Below are 21,367 nucleotides of genomic sequence, written 5' to 3' on the forward strand. Positions count from 1 at the left end.
CCCGCGGCACACGGAACAGCCGTCCACCAGCTCACGTTGTGGCGCCGGGTGCGTGGTGCCTTCCCCGGAGTCCGCGTATCTCCGGGAGTCATGACGACCCCCGGCTTTTCTCCCCGCCCGAGAGATCTGGTCTTCGTGGTGGACGACTCGCGGACGGCGCGGGACGTGATGCGGCTGCACCTGTCGCGCATGGGCTGCGACGCGGTGGGGCTGGAGGGCGCGGATGCGTGCCTGGCGGAGCTGGCGCAGCGGACGCCTGCGCTCATCCTGATGGACCTGCACCTGGAGAAGCTCCAGGGCGACGAGGCCTGCCGCCTGGTCAAGGCGCACCCGGCGGGGCGCAACGTCCCGGTGGTGATGTTCACCGCGGCGGACGAGCCCCATGAGGTCATGCACTGCGGGCGCGCGGGCGCGGACGACTTCCTGCCCAAGCCGGTGAGCCAGGAGGCGCTGGCGGCGAAGGTGGCCGCGGTGCGCCTGTCGCGCGAGCGCGCCTGGACGGGCCCTCCGCGCGGGCGGGGCGTGCTGCTGGTGGAGGGCGGCCGGTTCCTGCACACCTTCCTGGGCGGAGCGCTGGAGCACGAGGGGCTGCACGTGCTCTACGCCAAGGACCTGGACGACGCGGCGGCGCAGGCCACGGCCCATGGCGACCGGCTGGACGGCTTCGTGGTGGACGTGTCGCGGCTGCCGCGCGAGGCCCTGTCGCTGGCCACGCGCCTGCGCGAGCAGTTCCCGCGCAAGCCGCTGGTCCTGATGTCGCGGGTGGAGGAGGCGCCGGACGTGCTGGCCCGCGCGCAGGAGCTGAGCGGCGCGCCGCTGCTGCTCAAGCGGCAACTGGGCGCGGACGAGCTGCTGGCGAAGGTGCTGGCGCGCCTGTCGCCGGGCACGGTCCCCTTGAGGGCCGCGGAGCGGGTGCCCTTCTTCACCGTGGTGGAGTTCAACACGCCGGGGGGCCCCACGCTCAGCGGCTTCAGCCATGACGCCAGCCCCCAGGGCCTCTTCGTGCGCACGCTCACGCCCGCGCGCGAGGGCTCGCGGCTGTCCCTGCGCCTGGTGATGGCCGGCCAGCGCACGCCCTGCGAGGCGCAGGCGGTGGTGGCGTGGTGCAACCCGCCCGGGATGGGGAGCGCGTTCCGCTCGCAGACGGGCATGGGCTTGAAGCTGGAGGGCATGGACGCGCAGCTGCAGCAGCGCTTCGTGCGCTTCGTGCCCCAGTCCCTCGGTTTTCCCACCGCGGGTCCGGTGCGCGCCTCAGGTTTCTGAGAGCGGCGGTCGCCCCCGCACGCTTCCCAACCCCCCGCAATCACGGACAGACGCGACGGGATTCTCCCCTGGCATGGGCGTGGCAACGCGCCGAGCCCCACGAGGCTTTCGAGGGAGGATTCACGGATGCGCTTCAGTCTTTTCGGAACGGTGGGGCTCACGCTCCTGGCGGTGGGGTGCGGTGACGGTGGGGGCAAGGCCCCGGACGGGCTGGACAACGAGCCCGTACAGCAGTCGCTGAAGCTGGAGACCTTCAACGACTGCTCGGCGCTGGAGCGGTACATCGAGGACACCGCGACGAAGCAGATGCGCGCGAGCCTGGAGCAGCAGAAGCCCGGGTACTGGGACCGCTTCGGCCGGCGGGGCGGAATCGTCTTCGGGCCCATGCCCGCGGAGGACTCGGCGGGGGGCGGCGTGACGTCCGGCTCCGGCAACCAGGCACCGAAGGACTCCACCGGCACCAACAACCAGGTGGAGGGCGTGCACGAGTCGGACTTCGTGCAGAACGACGGCACCCGCATCTTCGTGCTGTCGGGCAACCGGCTGTACGCGCACCGCTCGTGGCCCGCGGAGCAGCTCACGCTGGCGGCGACGCTGGAGGTGGAGGGCTGGCCCCGGGAGATGCTGCTCGACGGGCAGAACCGGCTGGTCATCGTCTCGCAGGTGGCGCAGTCGCTGCCGGGCAACCCGGCGAAGGGCGGGGGCGTGGGCGGAGGCATGGTCCCCGCCGTGGACATGGCCTGCCAGGGCTTCGGCTGCGGCTACTACAACGCCGACAGCACCAAGGTGACCACGGTGGACGTGTCGGACGTGGAGCACCCCACGGTGGTGGATCAGGTCTACCTGCCCGGCGTCTTCAACCAGGCGCGCCGCGTGGACAGCAACGTGCGGCTGGTGCTTGCGGACGCGTTCCGCTGGCCGGAGGACGTGAAGTTCTGGGTGGACTACTCGGAGGACCTCTACAAGGACGAGGGCAAGCTCACCAAGGCCATCGACGCGCTCATCGACCAGAACGAGAAGCGCATCCGCGCGAACACGCTGGCCCAGTGGCTGCCCGCGGGCCGGCACGTGGACGCGGCGGGCGTGGAGACGGCGCTGCCCACGTCCTGCGGTGACTTCTACCGGAGCAACGCGCCGTCCGCGCTGGGCTTCGTGACGGTGGCCTCGCTGGACCTGGACGCGCGCACGGCGGCGCCGGGGCGCACCAGCCTGGTGGCGGAGCCGGGCACGGTGTACGCGTCCAAGGAGTCGCTGTACCTGGCGCACCCGCATTACTGGTGGTGGCCGCTGCCGGGGCAGAAGGACTTCACCTACCTGCACAAGTTCGACCTGAGCCAGCCGGGCCGCGCGGTGTACGCGGGCTCCGGCACGGTGGAAGGCACGCCCATCAACCAGTTCGCCCTGGACGAGTACGAGGGCGTGCTGCGCATGGCCACCACGGTCACCACCCGCATCCCGGAGCCGGAGCATGACGACTGGTGGTGGGGCCGCACCACGACGGCCAGCCGCGTGACGACGCTGGGCCTGAAGAACGGGCACCTGAAGGAGCTGGGCCGCAGCGAGGACCTGGCCGAGGGCGAGCGCATCTTCAGCGCGCGCTTCGTGGGCAACCGCGGCTACGTGGTCACCTTCCTCCAGGTGGATCCGCTCTTCACCTTCGACCTGAGCGACCCGGCGAACCCGCGCAAGGTGGGCGAGCTGAAGGTGCCCGGCTTCTCCACGTACATGCACCCGGTGGGCGACCACCACCTCCTGACCCTGGGCATCCACACGGATCCGAACGGCGGCTGCTGCGGGACGCGCGCGCTGAAGCTGTCCCTCTTCGACGTGGGCGACATGGCGAACCCGAAGGAGGTCTCCACGCAGCTGGTGGGCGAGGCCTACGGCTGGAGCGAGGCCATCTACGAGCACAAGGCCTTCAACTACTTCGCGGCCAAGGGGCTGGTGGCCATCCCGTTCACGGACTACTCGCGGTCCTACGGGTCCTACGAAGACTACTGGAGCGGCTTCCGCACCGACCTGCGCGTGTTCCGCGTGGACCTGGCGGCGGGCATCTCCCCGGTGGGGGTGCTGCCCATGTCGGACCTGTACCCGACCACGGGCCTGCCTCAGTGGAGCTACTACTACACGCCAGACGTGCGCCGCAGCGTGATGGCGGATGACTACGTCTACGCCATCAGCAACGCGGGGGTGCGCGTGTCGAAGGTGCAAAGCCTCCAGACGCCGCTCGTCACGGTGCCGTTCCAGGTCAGCGCGCCCTGACGCAGGAGGGCGGGCGGTCAGACGGGGTGGGGGATTGCGTCGCTTGCACCAGCGCGATCCCTTCCCTATAGGCCCCGTCATGCCGCCCGAAGCCGTCGAGACCTCCGTGTCGTCCTCCCCCCCGGCCCGAGGCGCCAAGGGGGAGCTGCGCGCCCTGCTGCGGCTGGCGATTCCCCTGTGCATCGCGCAGGCGGGCCAGTCGCTGATGAGCGTGACGGACACCTTCATCGTCGGCCGGGCAGGCACGTCCGCCCTGGCGGCGGTGGGCTTGAGCCACGCCCTCTTCTTCGCCGTCAGCAGCTTCGGCATGGGGCTGATGATGGGCGTGGACCCGCTGGTGTCCCAGGCCATTGGCGCCGGCAACCCGCGCCGCGCGCGGGACGTGCTCTGGCAGGGCGTGTGGCTGTCCGCCTTCGTGGGCGTGGTGCTGTGGGCGGTGCTCATCACCGTGCCGTCCGGTCTGCCGTGGGTGGGCGTGGCGGAGGAGCAGATCGTCCAGGTGCGCGCCTTCCTGCACTTCCGCGCGCCCAGCCTGCCCCTGATGCTCATCTTCCTCACGGTGCGCGCGTACCTGCAGGCCATCGGGACGCCCCGGCCCCTGGTGGTGTCCGCCGTGCTGGCCAACATCGTCAACGTGATGCTGGTGCCGCTGTTCGTCTTCGGCGGCGGGTCGTTGCCCGCGTGGGCGGGACCGCTCACGCACGTGCCGGCCATGGGCGCGGCGGGCGCGGCGCTGTCCACGCTGCTGTGCACGGCCATGGAGGTGCTCATCGTCGCGCGGGCGGTGCAGGCCATCCCCGTGCCGGGCACGCCGTCACGCAGGCCGGTGAAGGCGGATCAGCTGCGGGCCTTCCGCGTGGGGCTGCCCATCGGCCTGCACATCGCGGCGGAGGTGGGCGTCTTCGCGCTGGCGGGCGTGCTGTCCGCGAAGCTGGGGCCGGAGAGCGTGGGCGCGCATCAGATCGCCATCTCCTTCGCCAGCCTCACCTTCACCATGGCGCTGGGCATTGGCAACGCGGGCAGCGTGCGCGTGGGCTGGGCCGTGGGCGCGCACGACACGCCCCAGGTCCGCCGGAGCGGGCTGATGGCCTTCGCCCTCGGCGCGGTGGTCATGTCGCTCGGCGGGCTCGTGTTCGCGCTCTTCCCCCGGGGCCTGGCGAGGCTGGCCGGGGCTCCGGAGGACGTGCTGCCGCTCCTGCTGCCCCTGCTGATGGTGAGCGCCATCTTCCAGATCTTCGACGGCGTGCAGGGCGTGGGCGCGGGCGTGCTGCGCGGCGCCGGCCAGACGCGCTTCACCTTCGTGGCCAACATCGTGGGCCACTACGCCGTGGGCCTGCCCCTGACCCTGCTCCTGGGCTTCCACCTGGGCATGGGCGTGCTGGGCATCTGGTGGGGCCTGTGCGCGGGCCTCATCTCCGTGGCCGCCGCCGTGCTGTGGCGCTTCTGGCGCGTCAGCGCGGGCACCCTCCGCCCCCTGGAGAGTTGAGGTGATGTAGCTGTAAACTTTCAGTTCGGACGGAAACTCCAAGAATCTGGGAAACGGACGCAACACGGACCCGGAAGATCCGACAATTGGCCCAGGAGCTTACATGTCCAACTACCGCATCCGCCCTGGCGACACCCTCTCTGGCCTGGCCGCTCGTTTCGGCACCTCCGTGCAGAAGCTGGCGCGCGACAACAACATCTCGAACCCGGACCTCATCATCTCGGGTCGGACGCTGCGCATCGGCCACTCCGGCCGTGACAGCTTCGACGCGGGCGGTGGCCGTCAGGGCGTCCGGGGTGGGAGCGGCGTGGGCGGTGGGCAGGACGTGGGCGGCCCGACGGGCCCGGCCCCCACCGGCGGGACCGCCACGGGGCGCCGGCTGGCGGAGGCGGCGCGCGCGGCGGCCATGGGCATGGGCGGCTACAACAGCCAGGGCCTGTGCGCCACGGGCGTGAGCCGGGCCATCCGCAACTCCATGGGCCTCGGCGTGTCGGGCAACGGCAACCAGATCGACAACAACCTGCCGCGCGACAAGTTCCGCCAGGTGGACATGTCCCTGGAGGACGCGCTGAAGATTCCGGGCCTCGTGCTCACGTGGGAGAGCACCTCCACGCGCCTGGGCAGCATCTACGGCCACACGGCGGTGACGCTGGGCGACGGCCACTCGTCCGCCAGCGACTTCATCGAGCGCAACACCACGAACAGCGGCCGCTCGGGCTTCAAGGTGTTCATGCCCATCGAGTAGCCCTCGGCTCCTCACGATGGCGCATCACGAAAAGCCTCCGGGTCCTTCCGACCGGAGGCTTTGTCGTGTCCGGAGTCCCAGGCTCGGAGCCCGGAGCTCAGGCCGGCAGGTACTGGCGGATCATCTGCCGCCACACGGGCCAGTCGTGGGTGCCGCCGTCCCAGATGGACAGGTCGTTGCGGATGTCCTTCTGCCAGAGGACCTTGGAGAGGTTCTCGTTGGAGGGGCGGCAGAAGTCGTGCTCGCCCACGGCCAGGGTCATCTCCACGCGGCGCAGGGCGGACAGGCGCCCGGTGTCGTGCAGGCCAGGCAGCCACTGCGGCGCGGTGTGGAAGTACACCTGTTCGTCGTGGTGGCCGTCGAGGAAGTCCTCCGTCTCGAACTTGCCGCCCATGGAGATGAGGCGCTGGAAGACGTCCGGGTGGCGCAGGCCCACGTTGTACGTGTGGAAGCCGCCCAGGCTGCACCCGGCGAGCGTGAGGCGGCCTCCGGTGGAGCGGCCCCTCGCGAGCGGCACCACCTCATGCAGCAGGTAGTCCTCCCACTGGGCATGGCGGGCCACGCGCACGGCGGGGGCGACGCCCTTGTTGTACCAGGACTCTTCATCCACCGAGTCCACGCACACCACGACGTAGCGCCCCGCGGCGATGCCGTCCGCGATGGCGCCGATGAGGCCGAAGTCCTCGGCCTGGAAGAAGCGGCCCTTGCTGGTGGGCACCAGGATGACGGGTTCGCCCGAGTGCCCGTACAGCAGCACTTCCATGTCCCGGTTCAGCCGCGGGCTGTGCCAGCGGTGGTATTCGCGGTTCATGGCCGCCACATTAACCAACGCGTTCGCGGCGCAAGCAAAGCGGCCACACGGACGCGCTCGGCTCAGCCGCCAGTGAACACCTGCCGCGTTTGCTCCACACCTCTCCAGGGCGTGAGAAAGGCATCCGCCTCCCTCGCGATGAGCTCCAACGAGGCGGTCAGCTCGTGGCCGTCGTCCACCTCCACCAGGCGGACGTGGCGTTTGCCTTTGGACCATTCGCGCGAGTAGCGCACGTCGCAGGTGTCGTCCTGGCGGCCGTGGATGATGAGGGTGGGCACGCGCACGTCGGGCCAGGGGCCGCGCTTCGCGTCCATGAGCTCGGCCTCCTCCATGATGCCGTGGTGCACGCGTGTGCGGCGCTTCTCCGCGTGGTCGTCCGTCTCCAGGTAGCCCGTGCGCTTCCACTCCGTCCAGTTGTTGGGGCCCAGGCGGCGCTGGAGCTGCTCCACGAAGCGGAAGGCGGGGGCCAGCAGCACCAGCGCGCCCACGCGGGCGTCGGCTTCCGCGGTGCGCGCTGCGACGAGCCCGCCCATGCTGGAGCCGATGAGGACGGCGCGGTCGTTGGGGGCGCCCAGCGCGTCCCGCACGGTGTCCAGCATGGCGTGCAGGCTCAGGTGCTCCAGGGACGGCACGCGCAGGTTGAGGCGCTCCAGGGTGATGCCCTGCTTCGCCCAGTACGCGTCCAGCCAGACGCCCTTGGCGGAGAGAGGGCCGGAGGCGAAGCCGTGCAGGTAGAGCCAGCGGGGACCGGAGGTGGGGGGCGGCGGCGCGTTCATGGGCGCGCACTGTACCCGCGCTAGAAGCGCAGCACGGGTCCGGCGACGATGCTCTGGAGCGGTTTGGCGCACATGTTCACGCTGACGCCCGCGCTGGCGCTGGTGTCATCCGAGGCCTTGGTGAACTTCACGTCGCAGAACTGGATGGCGGTGGCGAGCGAGATGCCCCACCGGTCGCTAATCCAGCCGTCCAGGTCCACGCGGAAGGCCATGCTGGTGACGTCGAAGTCCTCGCGGCGCAACTGACCCAGGCTGTCCGGGGTGAAGGGCTGCGACCAGCTCTTGGCCAGGCGCGCACCCACCCACGGTGTCACCGGCTTGTCTCCGAGGAAGCGCAGGCGGGCCTCCAGGCCCACGGCCGTGTAGTCCAGTTGCACGCGGCTCATCTCGGACGGGTTCTGGGCCTCCGCGAACTGCTGGCCCCAGGTCTGGGTGGTCTCGAAGACGACGCCCAGGGACAGACCGGGCGGCGTTTCCAATCCGAGCCAGGCCTGGAGTGCGGGGCCCTTGGCGCGCCAGTCGCTGAAATGATCCAGGGTGATGCCCGCGCCCAGGGAGGCATAGCCATGCCACCCGTCCGCGACCGCTGGCCCCGCGCCCAGGACGCCGGCCAGGGTCAGCCACTTCCACTTCGTATCCATGCCGCCACTGTATGCCGGACCGGGGGCGAGGCTAGGCTTGTGGGCATGTCCGTATCTTTCGAGGTCGCGGCGGCCGAGGTCCGCGACGCGCTCACCGACGCGAGCCGGGGGCTGGTCGAGCGCGAGGCGATGGTGGAGCTGGTGGCGCTGTCGGCGGTGGCGGGCGAGCACCTGCTCGTGGTGGGCCCGCCGGGGACGGCGAAGAGCGAGGCGGTGCGCAGGACGGCGCGTGGTCTGGGCGGTTCGTACTTCGAGTACCTGCTGGGGCGCTTCACGGAGCCGTCTGAAATCTTCGGGCCGGTGGACCTGCGCAAGCTGCGCGAGGGGCTGGTGGAGACGGAGACGGCGGGCATGTTGCCGGAGGCGGAGGTGGCCTTCCTGGACGAGGTGTTCCTGGGCTCCACCGCCATCCTCAACACGCTGCTGGGCCTGCTCAACGAGCGGACGTTCCGGCGTGGCCACACGCGCATGCAGTGTCCGCTGCGGGTGTGCGTGGGCGCGTCCAACGCGCTGCCGGAGGACGACGCGCTGGCCGCGTTCGCGGACCGGTTCCTCGCGCGCATCTTCGTGGAGCCGGTGCCGGATCCTCGGTTGGAGGAGCTGCTGGAGGGAGGCGCGTCGCTGTGGGCGGACGCGGCGCCGCGAGTGGCATCGCTCCAATCCCTGGACGTGGTGGCGCAGGCGGCGAGGCGCGCGGACCTGGGACCGGTGAGGCCGCACCTGGCGCAGGCGCTGCGGACGCTGCGGGCGGCGGGCATCGCGCTGTCGGACCGGCGCGCGGTGAAGGTGCAGCGGCTGGTGGCCGCCGCCGCGGCGCTGGCGGGGCGGACGACGCCGGGCGTGGCGGACCTGTGGCCGCTGGTCTACGCGGTGCCCACGAAGGAGGCGCAGGCGCTGGCGCGCGACGTGCTGCGTGACGTGCTGTCCGCGTCGGAGAACCTGGCGCTGCCGGCCGCGGCGCTGGAGGCGAGCGCGGGGCCGCTGGCCCGGGCCCAGCGCATCGCGCAGGCGGGGCAGGTGTTGCTGGAGTCGCGGCCCGTGGATGGGGACGTGGAGGCCGTGGCCGCGTGGCGGCTCAAGCTGGAAGGCGTGGCGCGCGAGATGGACGCGGGCTTCGCGCCGGAAGCGCTGCCGGAGACGCTGCGTGCGTTGCGTGGCGCGGTGGCGGCGGTGCTGGAAGAGGCGAGCATTCGCGCGGCGTGACGTGAGTCATCCAGGCCAGCCCTCGATGGCGTCCCATCCTTCGGGAGGCGCATGGAACCCGAGGGCCTCCAGGCACTGACGGGACCGGTGCATCCAGTCCGTGCCTGAAATGCTATCGGAGGGAGTCCGGATCGCGTTGTCCGCGAGCGCTGGTACCTGGAGCGCCGCGGCTCGGAATCGCTCCGCGTCAGGGCTTCCCGTGGCTTGTTCGCAGAAGGTCGTGAGCGAGAGCAGCCTCGCGTCTAGTGCCTCACGCAGAGCGGCTGGAGGGGCCTGCGTGGACCATTGTGCATCCAGGCGAGGCGCGGCGAGGTCGTAGGTTGCTCTGTGCAATCCCCAGTGGCGCTCAAGGCGCCACCGGGCGGTTGCATCTCAGGACCAACTCAGGCAGCGGCTGTTCCTGTCGTGGATGTCCTTGCTGCGCGATTGCCGAGGGTGATAGCCCAAGCGCTGGCAGATCTCGGCGATTGCTCGGCCCAACTGGGTATGGAGCGAGTGCAGGGGGTTCCGCTTCGTGCCGCATGCCGCGAGAGCTATTTTGTATCGAGCGGGGTAGCGGGCCATGAGCCGCTTGATGACATCGTGGGTGTCGAACTGGCGGCGGGATAGCGCGATTTCACGGATCACGTTCTCGATGTAGAGACTTGGAATCGGCACTGCCATGGATGGGCCTCTGGGCAAAGCGGGTGAAGCCCAGTCCCTACTCCACGGTTTTCAGCCAAGGGCCGAATCGGGCCTTTAGCGCCTCATTCTTGAGGCGATCTAGCCGCTTGACGGCTCTGGGCGTGAGTTTCCATGGGAGCGATCCGTGCACCCAGTGATTTCAATGGGTTGCCGCGCGAGGCCGGCCAGGTGGAGGGGGCATCGGAAAGCGTCGACGATGAACGCCGCCGCGGCCGAGCCGTCGAGGATCACGGTTCCGGGCTTGGGCTCAGGTCGCTTCTTCGGACTTATCTGATTCAGATGAGGGGATGCCTCAGGTGCAGCCCGGCGTTTTCGTCAGAGGCGGGTCTGCGGATGCGAGCGGGGATTGCGACACGGCGAGCACACCGAGGCCCATCACCAGACGTTTCAGTCGCCCAGGGCGTTGCAATGCGTCCTCCATATCTTGTTCACGTGCCCTGCCATTACGCTGACGGAGTCTGTTCGACGTACTTCGCGAGCTTCTCCAGGGACATCCGCCAGCCGAGTTCGTTGTCGGCCGGGGGCACGCCGGGCGGGAGTCCTTCGTGCACGGCGTCGACGTTGGTGCCTCCGTCCTGCGCGTCGCTGAGCGTGAAGGTGATGCGCATCTCGCCTTGAAGCGCGGGGTCGGAGGTCTCGAACTCGGTGGTTTCGATGACCTGTTCGTCTGGCACGAGCTTCACGAAGCGGCCGTGATGCGTGTCCGTTTGCGCGGTCGTCTTTCCGTTCTCCGTGGGCGCGTCGTAGGTGAGCGAGATTCGGAACGCTCCGCCCTCGCGCGGTTCGAAGACGTGCACCTGACTCGTCATGCCGTCGGGCACCATCCACGTCTGGACCGCTCGGGCGTCAATCAGGGCGCTGTAGACGCGCGAACGGGGCGCCTTCACGTGGTAGCGGATCCGGGTCGTGCTCATGCTCGGGAGCATGGGCAGGGGCTCTGGCGCTGTACAGCGAGATGCTCTGTTGGCGCTCACGCCCCTTCGTTAGAGTGCGGGAGTGAGCAACGGTGTGATGAGGCCGCCATCGGAACCAGCCGTCGCGGGGCTCCCCGTGCGCTGGCGCCCCCGGGCCCTGCCCCTGGAGCCCGTGGCCGTGGCCGGCGTGGGTCCCGTGGCGCTCGCGCTGGGACACCGGGCTTCGCGGGCGGAGGACTCGGTGCTCGCATCGTGGAACGGTGTCGCGGGTCCGGACGTGCTCGTGCTGCTGGGGACTGCTGCTTCGCTGCCCTGGGTGGATGGCGCGGTGTACCTGGGCCGTGACCCGCTGGCGCCCGCGCTGCTGCTGCCTTGCTCGCTGGAGCCGGAGGTGGCGCCTTCGCTGCTGGAGCGTGCGCTGCTCGCGGGGCAGGGGGATGCGCCGCTCGCGGTGCTGCCTGCATCCGGGATGCTCGTCTCCGTCGCGGCGGCCAAGCCTGTCGCGCGCGTCTCGCTGAGCGCGTGGCTGTCTTCCATGGCCGTGGAGGCCACTTCGTGACGACCGCGCTGCCTCCCGCGCTGCGCCCCTGGGCGGCGCAGTTGTCCCTCTTCCCTGAAGACCTGGCGCGGCACCTGGGGCCGCACGTGGCGCGGCTGTCCGCGGCGGTCGGGACGCTGCGGCCTCGCGGTGAGGCCGAGGGCGGTGAGCCCCAGGGCTATGACGGGCTCTCCCGACGAGGGCCCTTCGACCGGCTGCTCGTCAGCGAGTGGCTCTGGGCACTGGAGGCTCCGGAAGAGCTGGTGCGCCGCGCGGCGTTCGGTGAGCTGTCATTCCTCAAGCCCGCGTTCCGGCAGCCGCAGGGGGCTCGGCGCACCGTGGTGTTGCTGGACGTGGGGCCGGATCAACTGGGCCTGCCGCGCATCGCGCACCTCGCGCTCCTGGTCGTGCTCGCGCGCCGCGCCGAAGCCGTGGGCGCGGCGTTCACCTGGGGCGCGCTCCAGACCGAGCCCTCCCGCGCCACCCATGAGGGCCTGGGAGGCACGTCGCTCCTCGCGTGGCTCAACGCCCGCTCCTCCACGCCCGCCTCCTCGCGGCACCTGGCCGCGTGGCGCGAGGCCCTGGACCTCTCACATGCTCCCGAGGACGTGTGGCTCGTGGGCTCGTCGCGCCTGGGGCGACTGGAGGGCGCGGAGGGGATGTCCCGCGTGGAGGTCTCCGAGCCGATGGAGCCCGGCGCGCACCGGCTCAGCGTGGACGTGCGGCCCGCGGCCCGTGTTCCCCGATCGGTGGTGCTGGAGCTTCCGCCCCCGGAGGATTGCCTGCGCCTGCTGCGCAATCCCTTTGCTTCCCATCCGCCGGCTTCCGGGTGGATGCCGCGCAAGGCCGACCGGCGCATCGTGAAGTTCTCCTTCTCCGGAGATGGCCGGCGCGTGCTGCTGTTCTCCGAGAGTGGCGCCGTCGAAGCCATGGCGGTGCCACATTCTCCGCGCGCGACCGTGCCCAAGCCCCGGCGCATCCAAGTGCATCCAGGACAGAAGGTGATCGCGGCGGGGTGGCGCTCGTCGGGTGGGTTGCTCGTGCTCGCCAGTCACCGGGACGGCTACGTGATGCACGGGCAGGTCCACACGCCGGGGGGATTGCGGAAGGCGCGCTACCACGCAGCGGATGACGGCCAACAACCATACCTCGCGTCGGGGGGGCTTCCGTTGAGCCTCGTGAGCTGGTTGGACCCGCGTGGACAGGAGCACCTGTGGTTGAAGGACGGCGAGGACCGGTTGTTCTCGCTGGCGCCACCGTCGCCGGGAGGGACCTCGGCGCTGAGCCTGGAGGAGATGGGCGTCTCCGCGATGGCGGAGGTGCACTCACGCCCGCTTTGCGTGCTGCGCCCCCAGCGACTGGGAGCGGGGCGCGCGATCATCTCGCGGCTCAAGGTGCTGGGCGAGGAGCCCGCGCGATTCGGTCCGCTCAACGCGCGGCACGGGGATGCGTACTTCGGATATTCGCCGTCGGGGGCGCATCCTGAGGCGGGGCTGCTCGCGGTGCGTGACAGTGAGTTGGACTGGCGGCTGTTCCTGGACACCGGTGTGTCGGTCGTCACCGTGCCAGAGAAGCACCGCGTGGTGGGCGTGGTGCAGCCGCCTGCTCCGTCCCTGCCTGGACTGGTCGTGTTGAACCCGGATCAACGCACCCTCTCTTTCTTCTCGACCCAGGCGTCCCGGACGCTCGTGGTGGCCAGTGGCCCCGTGGTGCAGGCCGCGGCGAGCCATGGGCAGCCGGTGTTGGGATGGCTGACGCAGGCGGGGGAGTTCGTGTTGTGGGACCTGATGGAGCAGGCGGTGTTGTACCGCTCCGTCCCGGAGGCCACGTCGTGAGCACCGCGGCCGGAGTGGTGCGTCCTCGCGCCCAGGTGCACCGGGGCACCGTGGTGGCGGCGGCCTGGTGGTTCCATCCCGGGCTGCTGGGAGAAGCCGAGGCACGCCGTCGCGTGCTGGCGGCCTGGAGGCCCGGCGCCACGGTCTGGGCGCTGGCGGGAGGCCACCTGCTGAAGCTGGCGACACCGTGCAAGAGCGCGGTGGAGTCCGCGCCCGGGCTGCCGCTGGTGCTGGAGTCCGGAGTGCTCACCAGCGCGCCGCTGAGTCCGAAGGAGCGCGAGCGATTGGAGCCGCCGCCGGGAGCCGTCGTGCTGGTGCACGAGGGCATCGCACGCGTGTACAAGCCCTGGGACCTGCGTCAGGTGGATCCGGGGACGTGGTTGGACGTCTCGGAATGGCGGCGCGTGCGGGTGAAGGGACTGGGTGCACCGCCTCCGCCCATGAAGGTCGCGCTGGAGCCGCTGCCTCCGCCCACGCGCGCGACGTTCGGACCGAAGGTGCCCGCGCTCGCGCCCGAAGCGGAGCGCATGCTGGCGCGCATGGCGGGGCATGAGGTCCCGGTCGTGCGAGAGGGCTTCTTCGCGCACCTGCGGAAGGCCTTCTCGCGGAGGCCCGGCGAAGCAGTGCTGACCGTCCGTCACGAAGGCCTGCTCGCGCGCCTGCGGAAGGCCTTCCGTTCGCAGCCAACTGGCTCGCGCGATGGCGCGGTGACTGCCCATCGCGAAGGCCTGCTCGCGCGCCTGCGCCAGGCCTTCCGCCCAGGGCCGGAAGGCTCGCGCGATGGCTCGGTGACCGTGCAGCGTGAGGGATTCTTCGCACGGTTGCTCCAGGCCTTCCGCACGGAGCCGCAAGGCACACCGGGCAACGCGTTGGGCCCGAGTCGCGCGGGATGGCTCGACCGTCTGCGGAGCGCCTTCTCCTCGGACACGGCTCACGCCTCCGCTACGGGCCCTGGTGCACGGGCCGGTTGGTTCTCACGGCTCCTCGCCGGGATGCGCGGAGGTGACACCGCCAAAGCCTCACAGGACTCCATCACCCACACGCATCCCTCCGAACCCGAAGGCCCGGGCGCGATCGAGCAGCTCAAGGAGTGGATGCTTCGCAACACGCCCCTGGGGCAGCTCGTGGGACGGCGCAAGGGCGACTACCTGCGCCACCTCTTCGAACTCTTCGAACAGGGCAACCTCGACGAGGCCCTGCGCCACGCCATTCCCCTGGGCAAGGACATGGATGCACGCGCGAAGCTCGCTCTCGGTGTACCCGGCCCGCGCGAGACGCTGCGCATCCAACCCCAGGGCCGTAGCGGTGCCGCGCAGTCGTTCGGCGGAGGCCCCGCCGTGTTCGAAGCACTGCGCGAGCGCTACCGCGAGACCTTCCGCCGCCTGGAGCGCGAAGGCCGCATCGACGAGGCCGCCTTCGTCCTCGCGGAGCTGCTGGAAGCGACCGAGGAGGCCGTGTCCTTCCTGGAGCGCCACGGCCGCTTCCAACTCGCGGCGGAGCTCGCGGAAGGGCGCAACCTTCCGCCAGGACTCGTGGTGCGCCAGTGGTTCCTCGCGAAGGACGTGGAGCGCGCGGTGGCCATCGCACGGCGCTCGGGCGTGTTCGCGGACGCGGTGCTGCGCCTGGAGAAGACCCATCCCGCCGAAGCGCAGGCCCTGCGCCTCTTGTGGGCGGAGTCGCTCGCGGAGGCCGGAGACTGGTTGCGCGCGGTGGACGCCGTGTGGCCCGTGGTGTCCGCGCGCCACCTCGCACGCGCCTGGGTGGAGCGGGGCATCCAGGCCGGAGACACGGGCAGCGCGAAGCTCCTGGCGCGCCTCGCGCTCGAATTCCCGGAGGGCTTCGGCGCCGCGCGCGAGGACATCCAGACCCTGTTGTCGGACGAAACGCCGACGCGCGCTCCGGAGCGCCTGACCTTCGCCACGGAGCTGCTGCGCGCGGAGACCTCCGATGCCCGGAGCGCGCTCCTCGTCCCCACCGTGCGCTCGCTGATGCGCGACGAGGCGGTGGAGGAGCTCCCCTCCAACGCCCGGCTCCTCCAGCAACTGCACGCGCTCAAGGATCCGGCGCTGGCCGCGCTGCGCACGGACCTGCCGACGCCGCGGGCCTCCCAGCGGCACCCCTGGGCCGAAACGCACGACCTGCCTCACGTGCGCGTGTGGATGGACCGCGGCCACGCGGGCGCCCACGCCGTGCATGACGCCGTGGTGCTGCCGGGTCAGCGCGTGCTGCTCGCGCTGGGGGAAGCGGGCGCGCGGCTGGTGGGACCGGATGGCCGCACGCTCGCGGGCTTCGACGTGCCGGCGTTCTCCCTGGTCCTGTCCTCGCAGGGAAACCGCGCGCTCGCGCTGGCGCGCCGGGGCGACCTGTGGCGCGTGTCGCGGCTGGACCTGGTGGAGCGCAGGGCCACGCGCTGGTGCGATCTGGAGCTGGACGCGTGGGCTCCCATCTACGACGGGGAGCGGTGGTTCACCGCCACGCGCGACACCGTGAGCATGGTGGACACGCTGGCCTCGGAGCCGCGCTCGCTGTGGCGCGTGTCGGAGGTGGGCGGCACCGTGCTCCGGATGGCCGTGGACGCGAAGCACCTGTCGTTCCTCGTCCTGCACCTCACCCCGGACCAGGGCTTCGAACGGCTGGAGCGCTGGGCCTACGAACTGTCGGGCGGCCCGGTCCTGCGCGGGCGCGTGGACATGAAGGACCTGAGGGGGGCGCCGGACGCGCTCTCGCTCACGCCCGACGGCGAGGCGATGGGCGTGCGCATCGAGGTCCCCGAAGGCGAGGAGCCCGGACCCTTGCCCTACTACGTGGCCCCCACCCTCTCGCGGCGCTTCCACCGCCCGGCCCGGCCGGACGCGGAGCGCGTGGGCGAGGTGCTCGCGCACTCCTGGCGCGTGACGCGCTTCCAGAAGGGCGAGCTGCACACGGCCGTCCTGCGCACCGTCGCCGACCACGCCCGCGCGACGGTGGAGTTCTCCGGCACCCCGCCTCAAGTCGTGCGTCTCACGGAGGACTGGTGCGTCGTCCACGACCTGCACGGGCGCGTGGTGTGGCTGGACCTGCACTCCGGCGAGGTCCACCGCGTGCCGGTGGTGTGATCAGGCGCAGCGCAGGTGGCTGGGCACGATGACGATGCTCGCCGTCAGCGCGCAGCCGGTGTCGTCCACCTCCAGCACCACGCGCACGCCCTCCACCGTCACCAGCAGCGACGGCTGCTCGCTGTGCAGCGCCATCAGCCACGACGACGCCAGGGGCAGCTCCGAGGCGGCCAGCTCCGCGGCGCGCAGCAGGTGCACGCGCACGGCGTGACGGACCGGACCCGGCAGGGCGTGCAGCGCGTAGAGCGACTCGTCCGTCAGCCGCAGCGAGTACGGAACGCGCGGCGGTTCCTTCGGACGTTCGGGCAGCTCGCGCAGCCGTTCCGCCAGCGACCGCACCAGCGCCTCCGGCTGCGGCGGCTTGTGCAGGAAGCCCACCACCCCGTGCAGCGGCACGTCCGGCGTACCGCTCGCGGAGGACATCAGCATCACCGTCAGGTGCCGCAGCCTCGCGTCCGTGCGCAGCTGGCCGTACAGCTCCCAGCCATCCACCCGGGGCAACACCAGGTCCAGCAGGATGAGGTCCGGGTGCTGCGCGCGCGGACGATGACGCAGCCAGTCCAATGCCTCCGCGCCATCCGCCACGGACGACACAAGGAAGCCCGCTTCACGCGCAGCGCGGCCCACACCCTCTCGCCATGTCCGATCGTCCTCGACGAGCAGCAGGTGGTGGACGCCCAGGGCCATCCCCCGATTCGACCTGTTTTTCCTCAAGTTCTTGAAGCGCACCCGGGTCTGACGGGAGCCCCAGCGTCACCTGTCCGACAGTGAGCCCCAGCGACTGTTTCTCCCAGACGCCCGGTGCCCGACAGCTCACATCACCGTGTCACTGTCATCTTGCAGTTGGGCTGTAGATGTACACCCTTGGCGGCGCTCATGGCCTACCGCTGCCAATTGGAACCCCCGGTGGTGCGCACGCTCACGGCGTGTACGCCCGCGGTGCGTGAGCGGCTTCAGGCGGAGCTGGGGGCGCTCGCCAGCCGGATGCCGTGCCTGCCGGTGCCGCCGTCGGGGCGGGAGGGGGCGACGGTGCTCGCCTGCGGCTTCCAGGTCCGCTACCGCGTGGAGCCGGGCGTGGGGCTCCTGCGGTTGACCGCCTTGTGGCCGCTGGAGCTGGTCCGTTCGCCTTCCTCCTGACAGGTCGCCAGCCGGTCCTTAGACGGTCCTTGTCGCATGGGAAGCAGGAGCCTAAGTCGCAGGGAGACCTCGTCTTCTTCCCGGATGCCTCCCAGGCCCCCTTCGCCCCGCGAGCCGCGCACCGTGTCCCTGCCCCTGGCCGACTTCCTCTTCCAGTCCCGCGACGTCTTGCAGGACGCGTGGCTCCACGAAGCCCCGGGCTCTGGCGACACCTTCACGCGCGGGCTGTCCGCGGTGGCTGCCAGGATGTCGAACCCGGACGCGCGCGTCTCCGACGCACTGGCGCGCGAGCTGTCGCTGCTGGTGCAGGGCTCCGACGGGCACCCCACGACGACGAACTTCCGGCGCCTGCGCGACACGGTGCTGCGGCTGTGGCGGGAGCGGGGCGGCGGTGGCGGCCCGGGCGACGAGGAGCAGGTGGAGCGCTTCCACGACGCCGTGGACGCGGTGGAGGCCTCGGCGCTGGAGGCCCATGTCCAGGCGCGGATGCTCGCGTCGCGCGAGGCGGCGGAGGTGGCGCGCGAGCAGGGCGCCCCGGACGCGTCCAGCTCCCAGCGCTGGGAGGACATCTTCACGCACCTGGGCGTGGGCGTGGCGGTGATGGCCGCGGAGGACAGCGCGTTCGTGGCGGCGAACCCCGCGCTCGCGCGCATGCACGGGCAGCCCGTGGAGGCGCTCAAGGGCCTGCGGCTGGAGGACCTGGTCGCGCCCGAGTCGCGCGGCGCGCTGCCCCGGCACATGGCCGCCGCCAGCTCCAAGCCGTTCCACGAATACGAAGCGCTGCACCTGCGCCGCGACGGCAGCCGCTTCCCCGCGTTCGTGCACGTGACGTCCCTGCGGGATGCCACGGGCCGCCGCGTGGGCCGCGCCGCCACGGTGCTGGACATCACCCAGCGCCGGAACGCGGAGGCGGAGCGGCAGCGCCTGCTGGCCACCATCGAGGCGGAGCGCGCGCGGCTGGCGGCGGTGTTGGATCAGCTCCCCGCGGGCGTGCTCATCGCGGAGGCGCCCAGCGGCCGGCTGCTCTTGGGCAACCGCGCGCTGGAGTCGCTGTTGGGCCATCCGTTCCGCCCTTCCGCCAGCCTGGCGGACTACGAGGCGTCGCATCAGATGTTCACCGCGGACAACCAGCCGCTCGCGGACGACGCGTGGCCCATGGCCCGCGCGCTGCGCACCGGTGAGACGCGGCAGGCGGAGCCGCTCCAGGTGCGCCGGCCGGACGGCACCACCGCGCACCTCTTGGGCTCCAGCGCGCCCGTGCGCGACCGGGACGACCACATCGTCGCGGGCGTCGTCACGCTGGTGGACGTCACCGAGCGCCGCCGCGCGGAAGAAGCGGCGCGGGAGGCGGCGCAGTTCGGCGAGCGGCTCATCGCCATCGTCAGCCACGACCTGCGAAACCCCCTCAACGCCATCCAGTTGTCCGTCACCAAGCTGCTGCACGGCGACGCGCTCCAGGAGCGCGACCGCAAGGCGGTGTCCCGCATCGCGCGCTCCAGCGAGCGCATGGCGCGGATGATCTCCGAGCTGCTCGACTTCACCCGCAGCCGGCTGGGCGGCGGCATCCCCATCGAGCGCGTGCCCGGCGACGTGCGCGCGGTGGTGCGCCAGGCGGTGGAGGAGCTGGAGGCGGCGTGGCCGGAGCGCTCGCTGACGCTGACCGTGGGCCCGGGCCGCTACGACGGCGCCTGGGACGCGGGACGGCTGCTCCAGGTGGTGAGCAACCTGGGCGGCAACGCGCTCCAGTACAGCCCGCCGGAATCCCCCGTGCGCTTCACGCTGTCGGACGCGGACGCGCACGTGGTGCTGGAGGTGCAGAACGGCGGAGACCCCATCCCGCCGGACCTGCTGCCCCGTCTGTTCGACCCCTTCCGGCGCGGCGCGGGCGGCAACACGCACGGCGGCCTGGGGCTGGGGCTCTACATCGTCGAACAGGTGGTGAAGGGCCACGGGGGCCGCATCGAGGTGCGCTCGCGCGCGTCGGAGGGCACCGTCTTCCGCGTGCTGCTGCCGCGCGAGCAGGCGCAGCCCGCGACGCCGCCGGCCGCTCAGTAGGCGGCGGCTAATTGCGACTGCGCGGAGGAGCGGAACGGCTCCAGCGCGCGCATCAGGTCGTCCAGGTCCAGCGGCTTGGGGATGGACGCCCGGATGCCCTGGGGCACGGGCCGGGTGGCGCCCGCGCCCGACACGACGATGACGGGCAGGTTCTTCAGGCGCGGCTCCTTCTGCACGCGCTCCATCAGCTCCCAGCCGCTCATCACCGGCATCATCAAATCCAGCAGCATCACGTCCGGCGTGGGGCCGCGCCTCAGGCGCTCCCAGGCGTGCAGGCCGTTGCCGGCGACCTCCACGGCGAACCCTTCCAGCGTGAGGAACTCCTCCAGCATCTCACGGCTGTCGACATGGTCTTCCACGAGGAGGATGAGGCTTCGCATGGCACCCGGGAGCCTCCCCCCGTCCGGCTCCGTCCGAAAGACCCCGTGTCCAGGGAACGTCCAGCCCTGGACGATAGGCCATTGGCAATGTGAAACCCTCGCCACTCCGGGGGCCTTGGAGGGCAGGCGGCCAGGGCCAACCCCGCGAAAAAACGGATGGGGCCTCCCCCTTCCAGGCGCCAGGAGCGCGGGAAGGCGAAGGCCCCATCGGGGACTTCAGGCGACAGGTCTGTTCAGCCCCGGTACTGGTGCACGGACATGATGGGGTAGTTCATCGACGTGTAGCTGATGCGCTGCGAGCCGTCCGAGTTGATGTTGTTGGAGCCGATGAACTGGGGCTTGCCGTCCTTCCAGCCCGCGAACATCACCACGTGCTGGCCGCTGCCCACCTTCATGGAGACGACGTCGCCGGGCTTGGCGTCCTTCAGGCTGACGCGCTGGAAGTTCGGGTCGCGGTCCAGGTTCGCCTGGAGCGTCATCACGGACGCGCTGTGCTGGCTGTCCTTGATCTGCCCGGCCTGCTCCAGGCACGCGGAGACGAAGTTGGCGCAGTTCACGTTGTTGGGGACCCAGTCCTCCATGTCCGCGCCCACGCCGCTGCCCTCGAGCTTCAGCGAGCCGGCGTTCTTGCCCAGGTGCGACACCGCGATGTCGAACGGGCTGCCACCGGGGCCGCGCGTGGCCGGACCCGCGCCGCCCGGAGGCGCCGACACGTCACCCGCGCCGCTGTTGTTGCCGCCGGCGTTGCCACCGCCGCGCACGCCCTGGCTGCCGGACTCGAAGCTGTCGCGCGAGCCGGGGATGTTCAGCGTCTTGCCCGCGTAGATGAGGTCCTTGTTGGTGATCTGCGGGTTGGCCTTCATCAGCGAGTCCACGGACGTGCCGTAGCGCTGGGCCAGAGCGGACAGGGTGTCACCAGACTGGATGCGGTAGCTGCTCATGGGGGGGCTCCTTGGGGGAGCAGTGACCCGGAGTGGTCACCGGCTGCGATTGTTTCCATTCTCGGCGTTCGAGAACCGGTGTTGCGTCCCCCACCTGCTTTTCACTCCAGGCGCACACATGTGTGCGAATGGACGCACCCGGAGCGGAATCCCGGCCACGGAAGTGCCGCACCGGCGACAGGGCCCCCGGGGGGCCGCCCGGGAAGGCCCTTGTCGCGGTGCGTAATTCCGGGGGATTTAGCGGCTCTGGGCGTCGTGCTTCTGGCGGGCGATGCGGCGGCTGAGGGCGTCCTGCTTCGCGTCGATGCGGGCGCGCTCGGCGGCGTCCAGGTGGCCGTCGTCCCGGCGTTCCTGGCGGATTTCGCGGTTGAGGGCGCGGTGCTGGCGCTCCAGCCGCACGGCCTCGCGGCCCGTGAGCTCGCCGCTCTTCACGCCTTGGTTGATGCGCTGCTGCTGGTTCACCTGGCGTTTGTCGGCCTCCGCGGCCATGGCCGGCAGCGCCACCGTCAGACCCAGCACCGCCGCGAGCATCCCCAGTCCGTTGCGCTTCATGGTGATTCCTCCTCGATGGGCGCGGGCGTGAGTGCCAGCGCGTCGTCCT

19 protein-coding genes are annotated in these 21,367 nt (G+C 71.1%); 10 read left to right on the forward strand and 9 right to left on the reverse strand.

Annotated elements, in window-relative coordinates:
* Positions 1-90: 90 nt before the first annotated feature.
* The 4 genes from ACX114_RS01995 (at position 91) to ACX114_RS02010 (ending at position 5,756) form a co-directional block, all read left to right on the forward strand.
* Positions 91-1,263: a TIGR02266 family protein gene (locus tag ACX114_RS01995; protein WP_459294141.1), complete on the forward strand. Its 1,173-nt coding sequence runs from the start codon at positions 91-93 to the stop codon at positions 1,261-1,263.
* A 126-nt stretch (positions 1,264-1,389) separates the two neighbouring features.
* Positions 1,390-3,525, forward strand: a complete 2,136-nt coding sequence (locus ACX114_RS02000) for a beta-propeller domain-containing protein (protein ID WP_459294143.1) — start codon at positions 1,390-1,392, stop codon at positions 3,523-3,525.
* A 79-nt stretch (positions 3,526-3,604) separates the two neighbouring features.
* A complete protein-coding gene (locus ACX114_RS02005) occupies positions 3,605-5,011 on the forward strand; it encodes an MATE family efflux transporter (protein ID WP_459294145.1) in 1,407 nt (468 codons plus the stop codon).
* 103 nt (positions 5,012-5,114) lie between these two features.
* A complete protein-coding gene (locus ACX114_RS02010) occupies positions 5,115-5,756 on the forward strand; it encodes a LysM peptidoglycan-binding domain-containing protein (protein WP_459294147.1) in 642 nt (213 codons plus the stop codon).
* Positions 5,757-5,853: 97 nt separating this feature from the next.
* Here the strand turns inward: ACX114_RS02010 and ACX114_RS02015 are convergent, their stop codons facing one another.
* From ACX114_RS02015 to ACX114_RS02025, 3 genes are all read right to left on the reverse strand, one after another.
* Entirely contained in the window at positions 5,854-6,567 is a 714-nt protein-coding gene (locus ACX114_RS02015; RefSeq protein ID WP_459294149.1) for an esterase family protein, read from the reverse strand.
* 62 nt (positions 6,568-6,629) lie between these two features.
* Positions 6,630-7,343: a YqiA/YcfP family alpha/beta fold hydrolase gene (locus ACX114_RS02020; RefSeq protein ID WP_459294150.1), complete on the reverse strand. Its 714-nt coding sequence runs from the start codon at positions 7,341-7,343 to the stop codon at positions 6,630-6,632.
* A 20-nt stretch (positions 7,344-7,363) separates the two neighbouring features.
* A complete protein-coding gene (locus tag ACX114_RS02025; protein ID WP_459294152.1) occupies positions 7,364-7,984 on the reverse strand; it encodes a hypothetical protein in 621 nt (206 codons plus the stop codon).
* A 45-nt stretch (positions 7,985-8,029) separates the two neighbouring features.
* Here ACX114_RS02025 and ACX114_RS02030 point away from each other — a divergent pair, with 45 nt between their 5' ends.
* On the forward strand, positions 8,030-9,187 hold the full coding sequence (locus ACX114_RS02030) for an AAA family ATPase (RefSeq protein WP_459294154.1): 1,158 nt from the start codon (positions 8,030-8,032) through the stop codon (positions 9,185-9,187).
* A gap of 372 nt (positions 9,188-9,559) precedes the next feature.
* Here the strand turns inward: ACX114_RS02030 and ACX114_RS02035 are convergent, their stop codons facing one another.
* Positions 9,560-9,850: a hypothetical protein gene (locus ACX114_RS02035; protein ID WP_459294156.1), complete on the reverse strand. Its 291-nt coding sequence runs from the start codon at positions 9,848-9,850 to the stop codon at positions 9,560-9,562.
* Positions 9,851-10,314: 464 nt separating this feature from the next.
* On the reverse strand, positions 10,315-10,785 hold the full coding sequence (locus ACX114_RS02040) for an SRPBCC family protein (RefSeq protein WP_459294158.1): 471 nt from the start codon (positions 10,783-10,785) through the stop codon (positions 10,315-10,317).
* 97 nt (positions 10,786-10,882) lie between these two features.
* Between ACX114_RS02040 and ACX114_RS02045 the strand changes: the two genes are divergently transcribed.
* From ACX114_RS02045 to ACX114_RS02055, 3 genes are read left to right on the forward strand one after another with little or no spacing between them, the layout of a single operon-like run.
* Entirely contained in the window at positions 10,883-11,344 is a 462-nt protein-coding gene (locus ACX114_RS02045) for a bpX5 domain-containing protein (RefSeq protein WP_459294160.1), read from the forward strand.
* A complete protein-coding gene (locus tag ACX114_RS02050; protein WP_459294162.1) occupies positions 11,341-13,158 on the forward strand; it encodes an LpqB family beta-propeller domain-containing protein in 1,818 nt (605 codons plus the stop codon). The genes ACX114_RS02045 and ACX114_RS02050 overlap by 4 nt, the downstream gene beginning before the upstream one ends.
* Entirely contained in the window at positions 13,155-16,253 is a 3,099-nt protein-coding gene (locus tag ACX114_RS02055) for a bpX6 domain-containing protein (protein WP_459294164.1), read from the forward strand. The genes ACX114_RS02050 and ACX114_RS02055 overlap by 4 nt, the downstream gene beginning before the upstream one ends.
* On the opposite strand, the gene ACX114_RS02060 is transcribed toward ACX114_RS02055, so the two are convergent.
* Positions 16,254-16,940, reverse strand: a complete 687-nt coding sequence (locus ACX114_RS02060) for a response regulator (protein WP_459294166.1) — start codon at positions 16,938-16,940, stop codon at positions 16,254-16,256. It lies immediately after the preceding gene.
* A gap of 189 nt (positions 16,941-17,129) precedes the next feature.
* Here ACX114_RS02060 and ACX114_RS02065 point away from each other — a divergent pair, with 189 nt between their 5' ends.
* Both ACX114_RS02065 and ACX114_RS02070 read left to right on the forward strand, forming a co-directional pair.
* Positions 17,130-17,390 carry a hypothetical protein gene (locus ACX114_RS02065; RefSeq protein ID WP_459294168.1) on the forward strand — a complete coding sequence of 87 codons (261 nt, stop codon included), beginning with the start codon at positions 17,130-17,132 and terminating at the stop codon, positions 17,388-17,390.
* A 123-nt stretch (positions 17,391-17,513) separates the two neighbouring features.
* Positions 17,514-19,445 (forward strand): sensor histidine kinase, encoded by a 1,932-nt coding sequence (locus ACX114_RS02070; protein ID WP_459294170.1) that lies wholly within the window; start codon positions 17,514-17,516, stop codon positions 19,443-19,445.
* On the opposite strand, the gene ACX114_RS02075 is transcribed toward ACX114_RS02070, so the two are convergent.
* From ACX114_RS02075 to ACX114_RS02085, 3 genes are all read right to left on the reverse strand, one after another.
* Positions 19,439-19,825, reverse strand: coding sequence for a response regulator (locus ACX114_RS02075; RefSeq protein WP_459294172.1), 387 nt, complete (start codon positions 19,823-19,825; stop codon positions 19,439-19,441). The genes ACX114_RS02070 and ACX114_RS02075 overlap by 7 nt on opposite strands.
* A gap of 233 nt (positions 19,826-20,058) precedes the next feature.
* Complete coding sequence (locus ACX114_RS02080; protein WP_459294174.1) at positions 20,059-20,766, reverse strand: LysM peptidoglycan-binding domain-containing protein; 708 nt, start codon at positions 20,764-20,766, stop codon at positions 20,059-20,061.
* Positions 20,767-21,003: 237 nt separating this feature from the next.
* Positions 21,004-21,318: a hypothetical protein gene (locus ACX114_RS02085; RefSeq protein WP_459294176.1), complete on the reverse strand. Its 315-nt coding sequence runs from the start codon at positions 21,316-21,318 to the stop codon at positions 21,004-21,006.
* Between the last annotated feature and the right edge of the window lie 49 nt (positions 21,319-21,367).

Source organism: Corallococcus sp. M7, assembly GCF_054512695.1.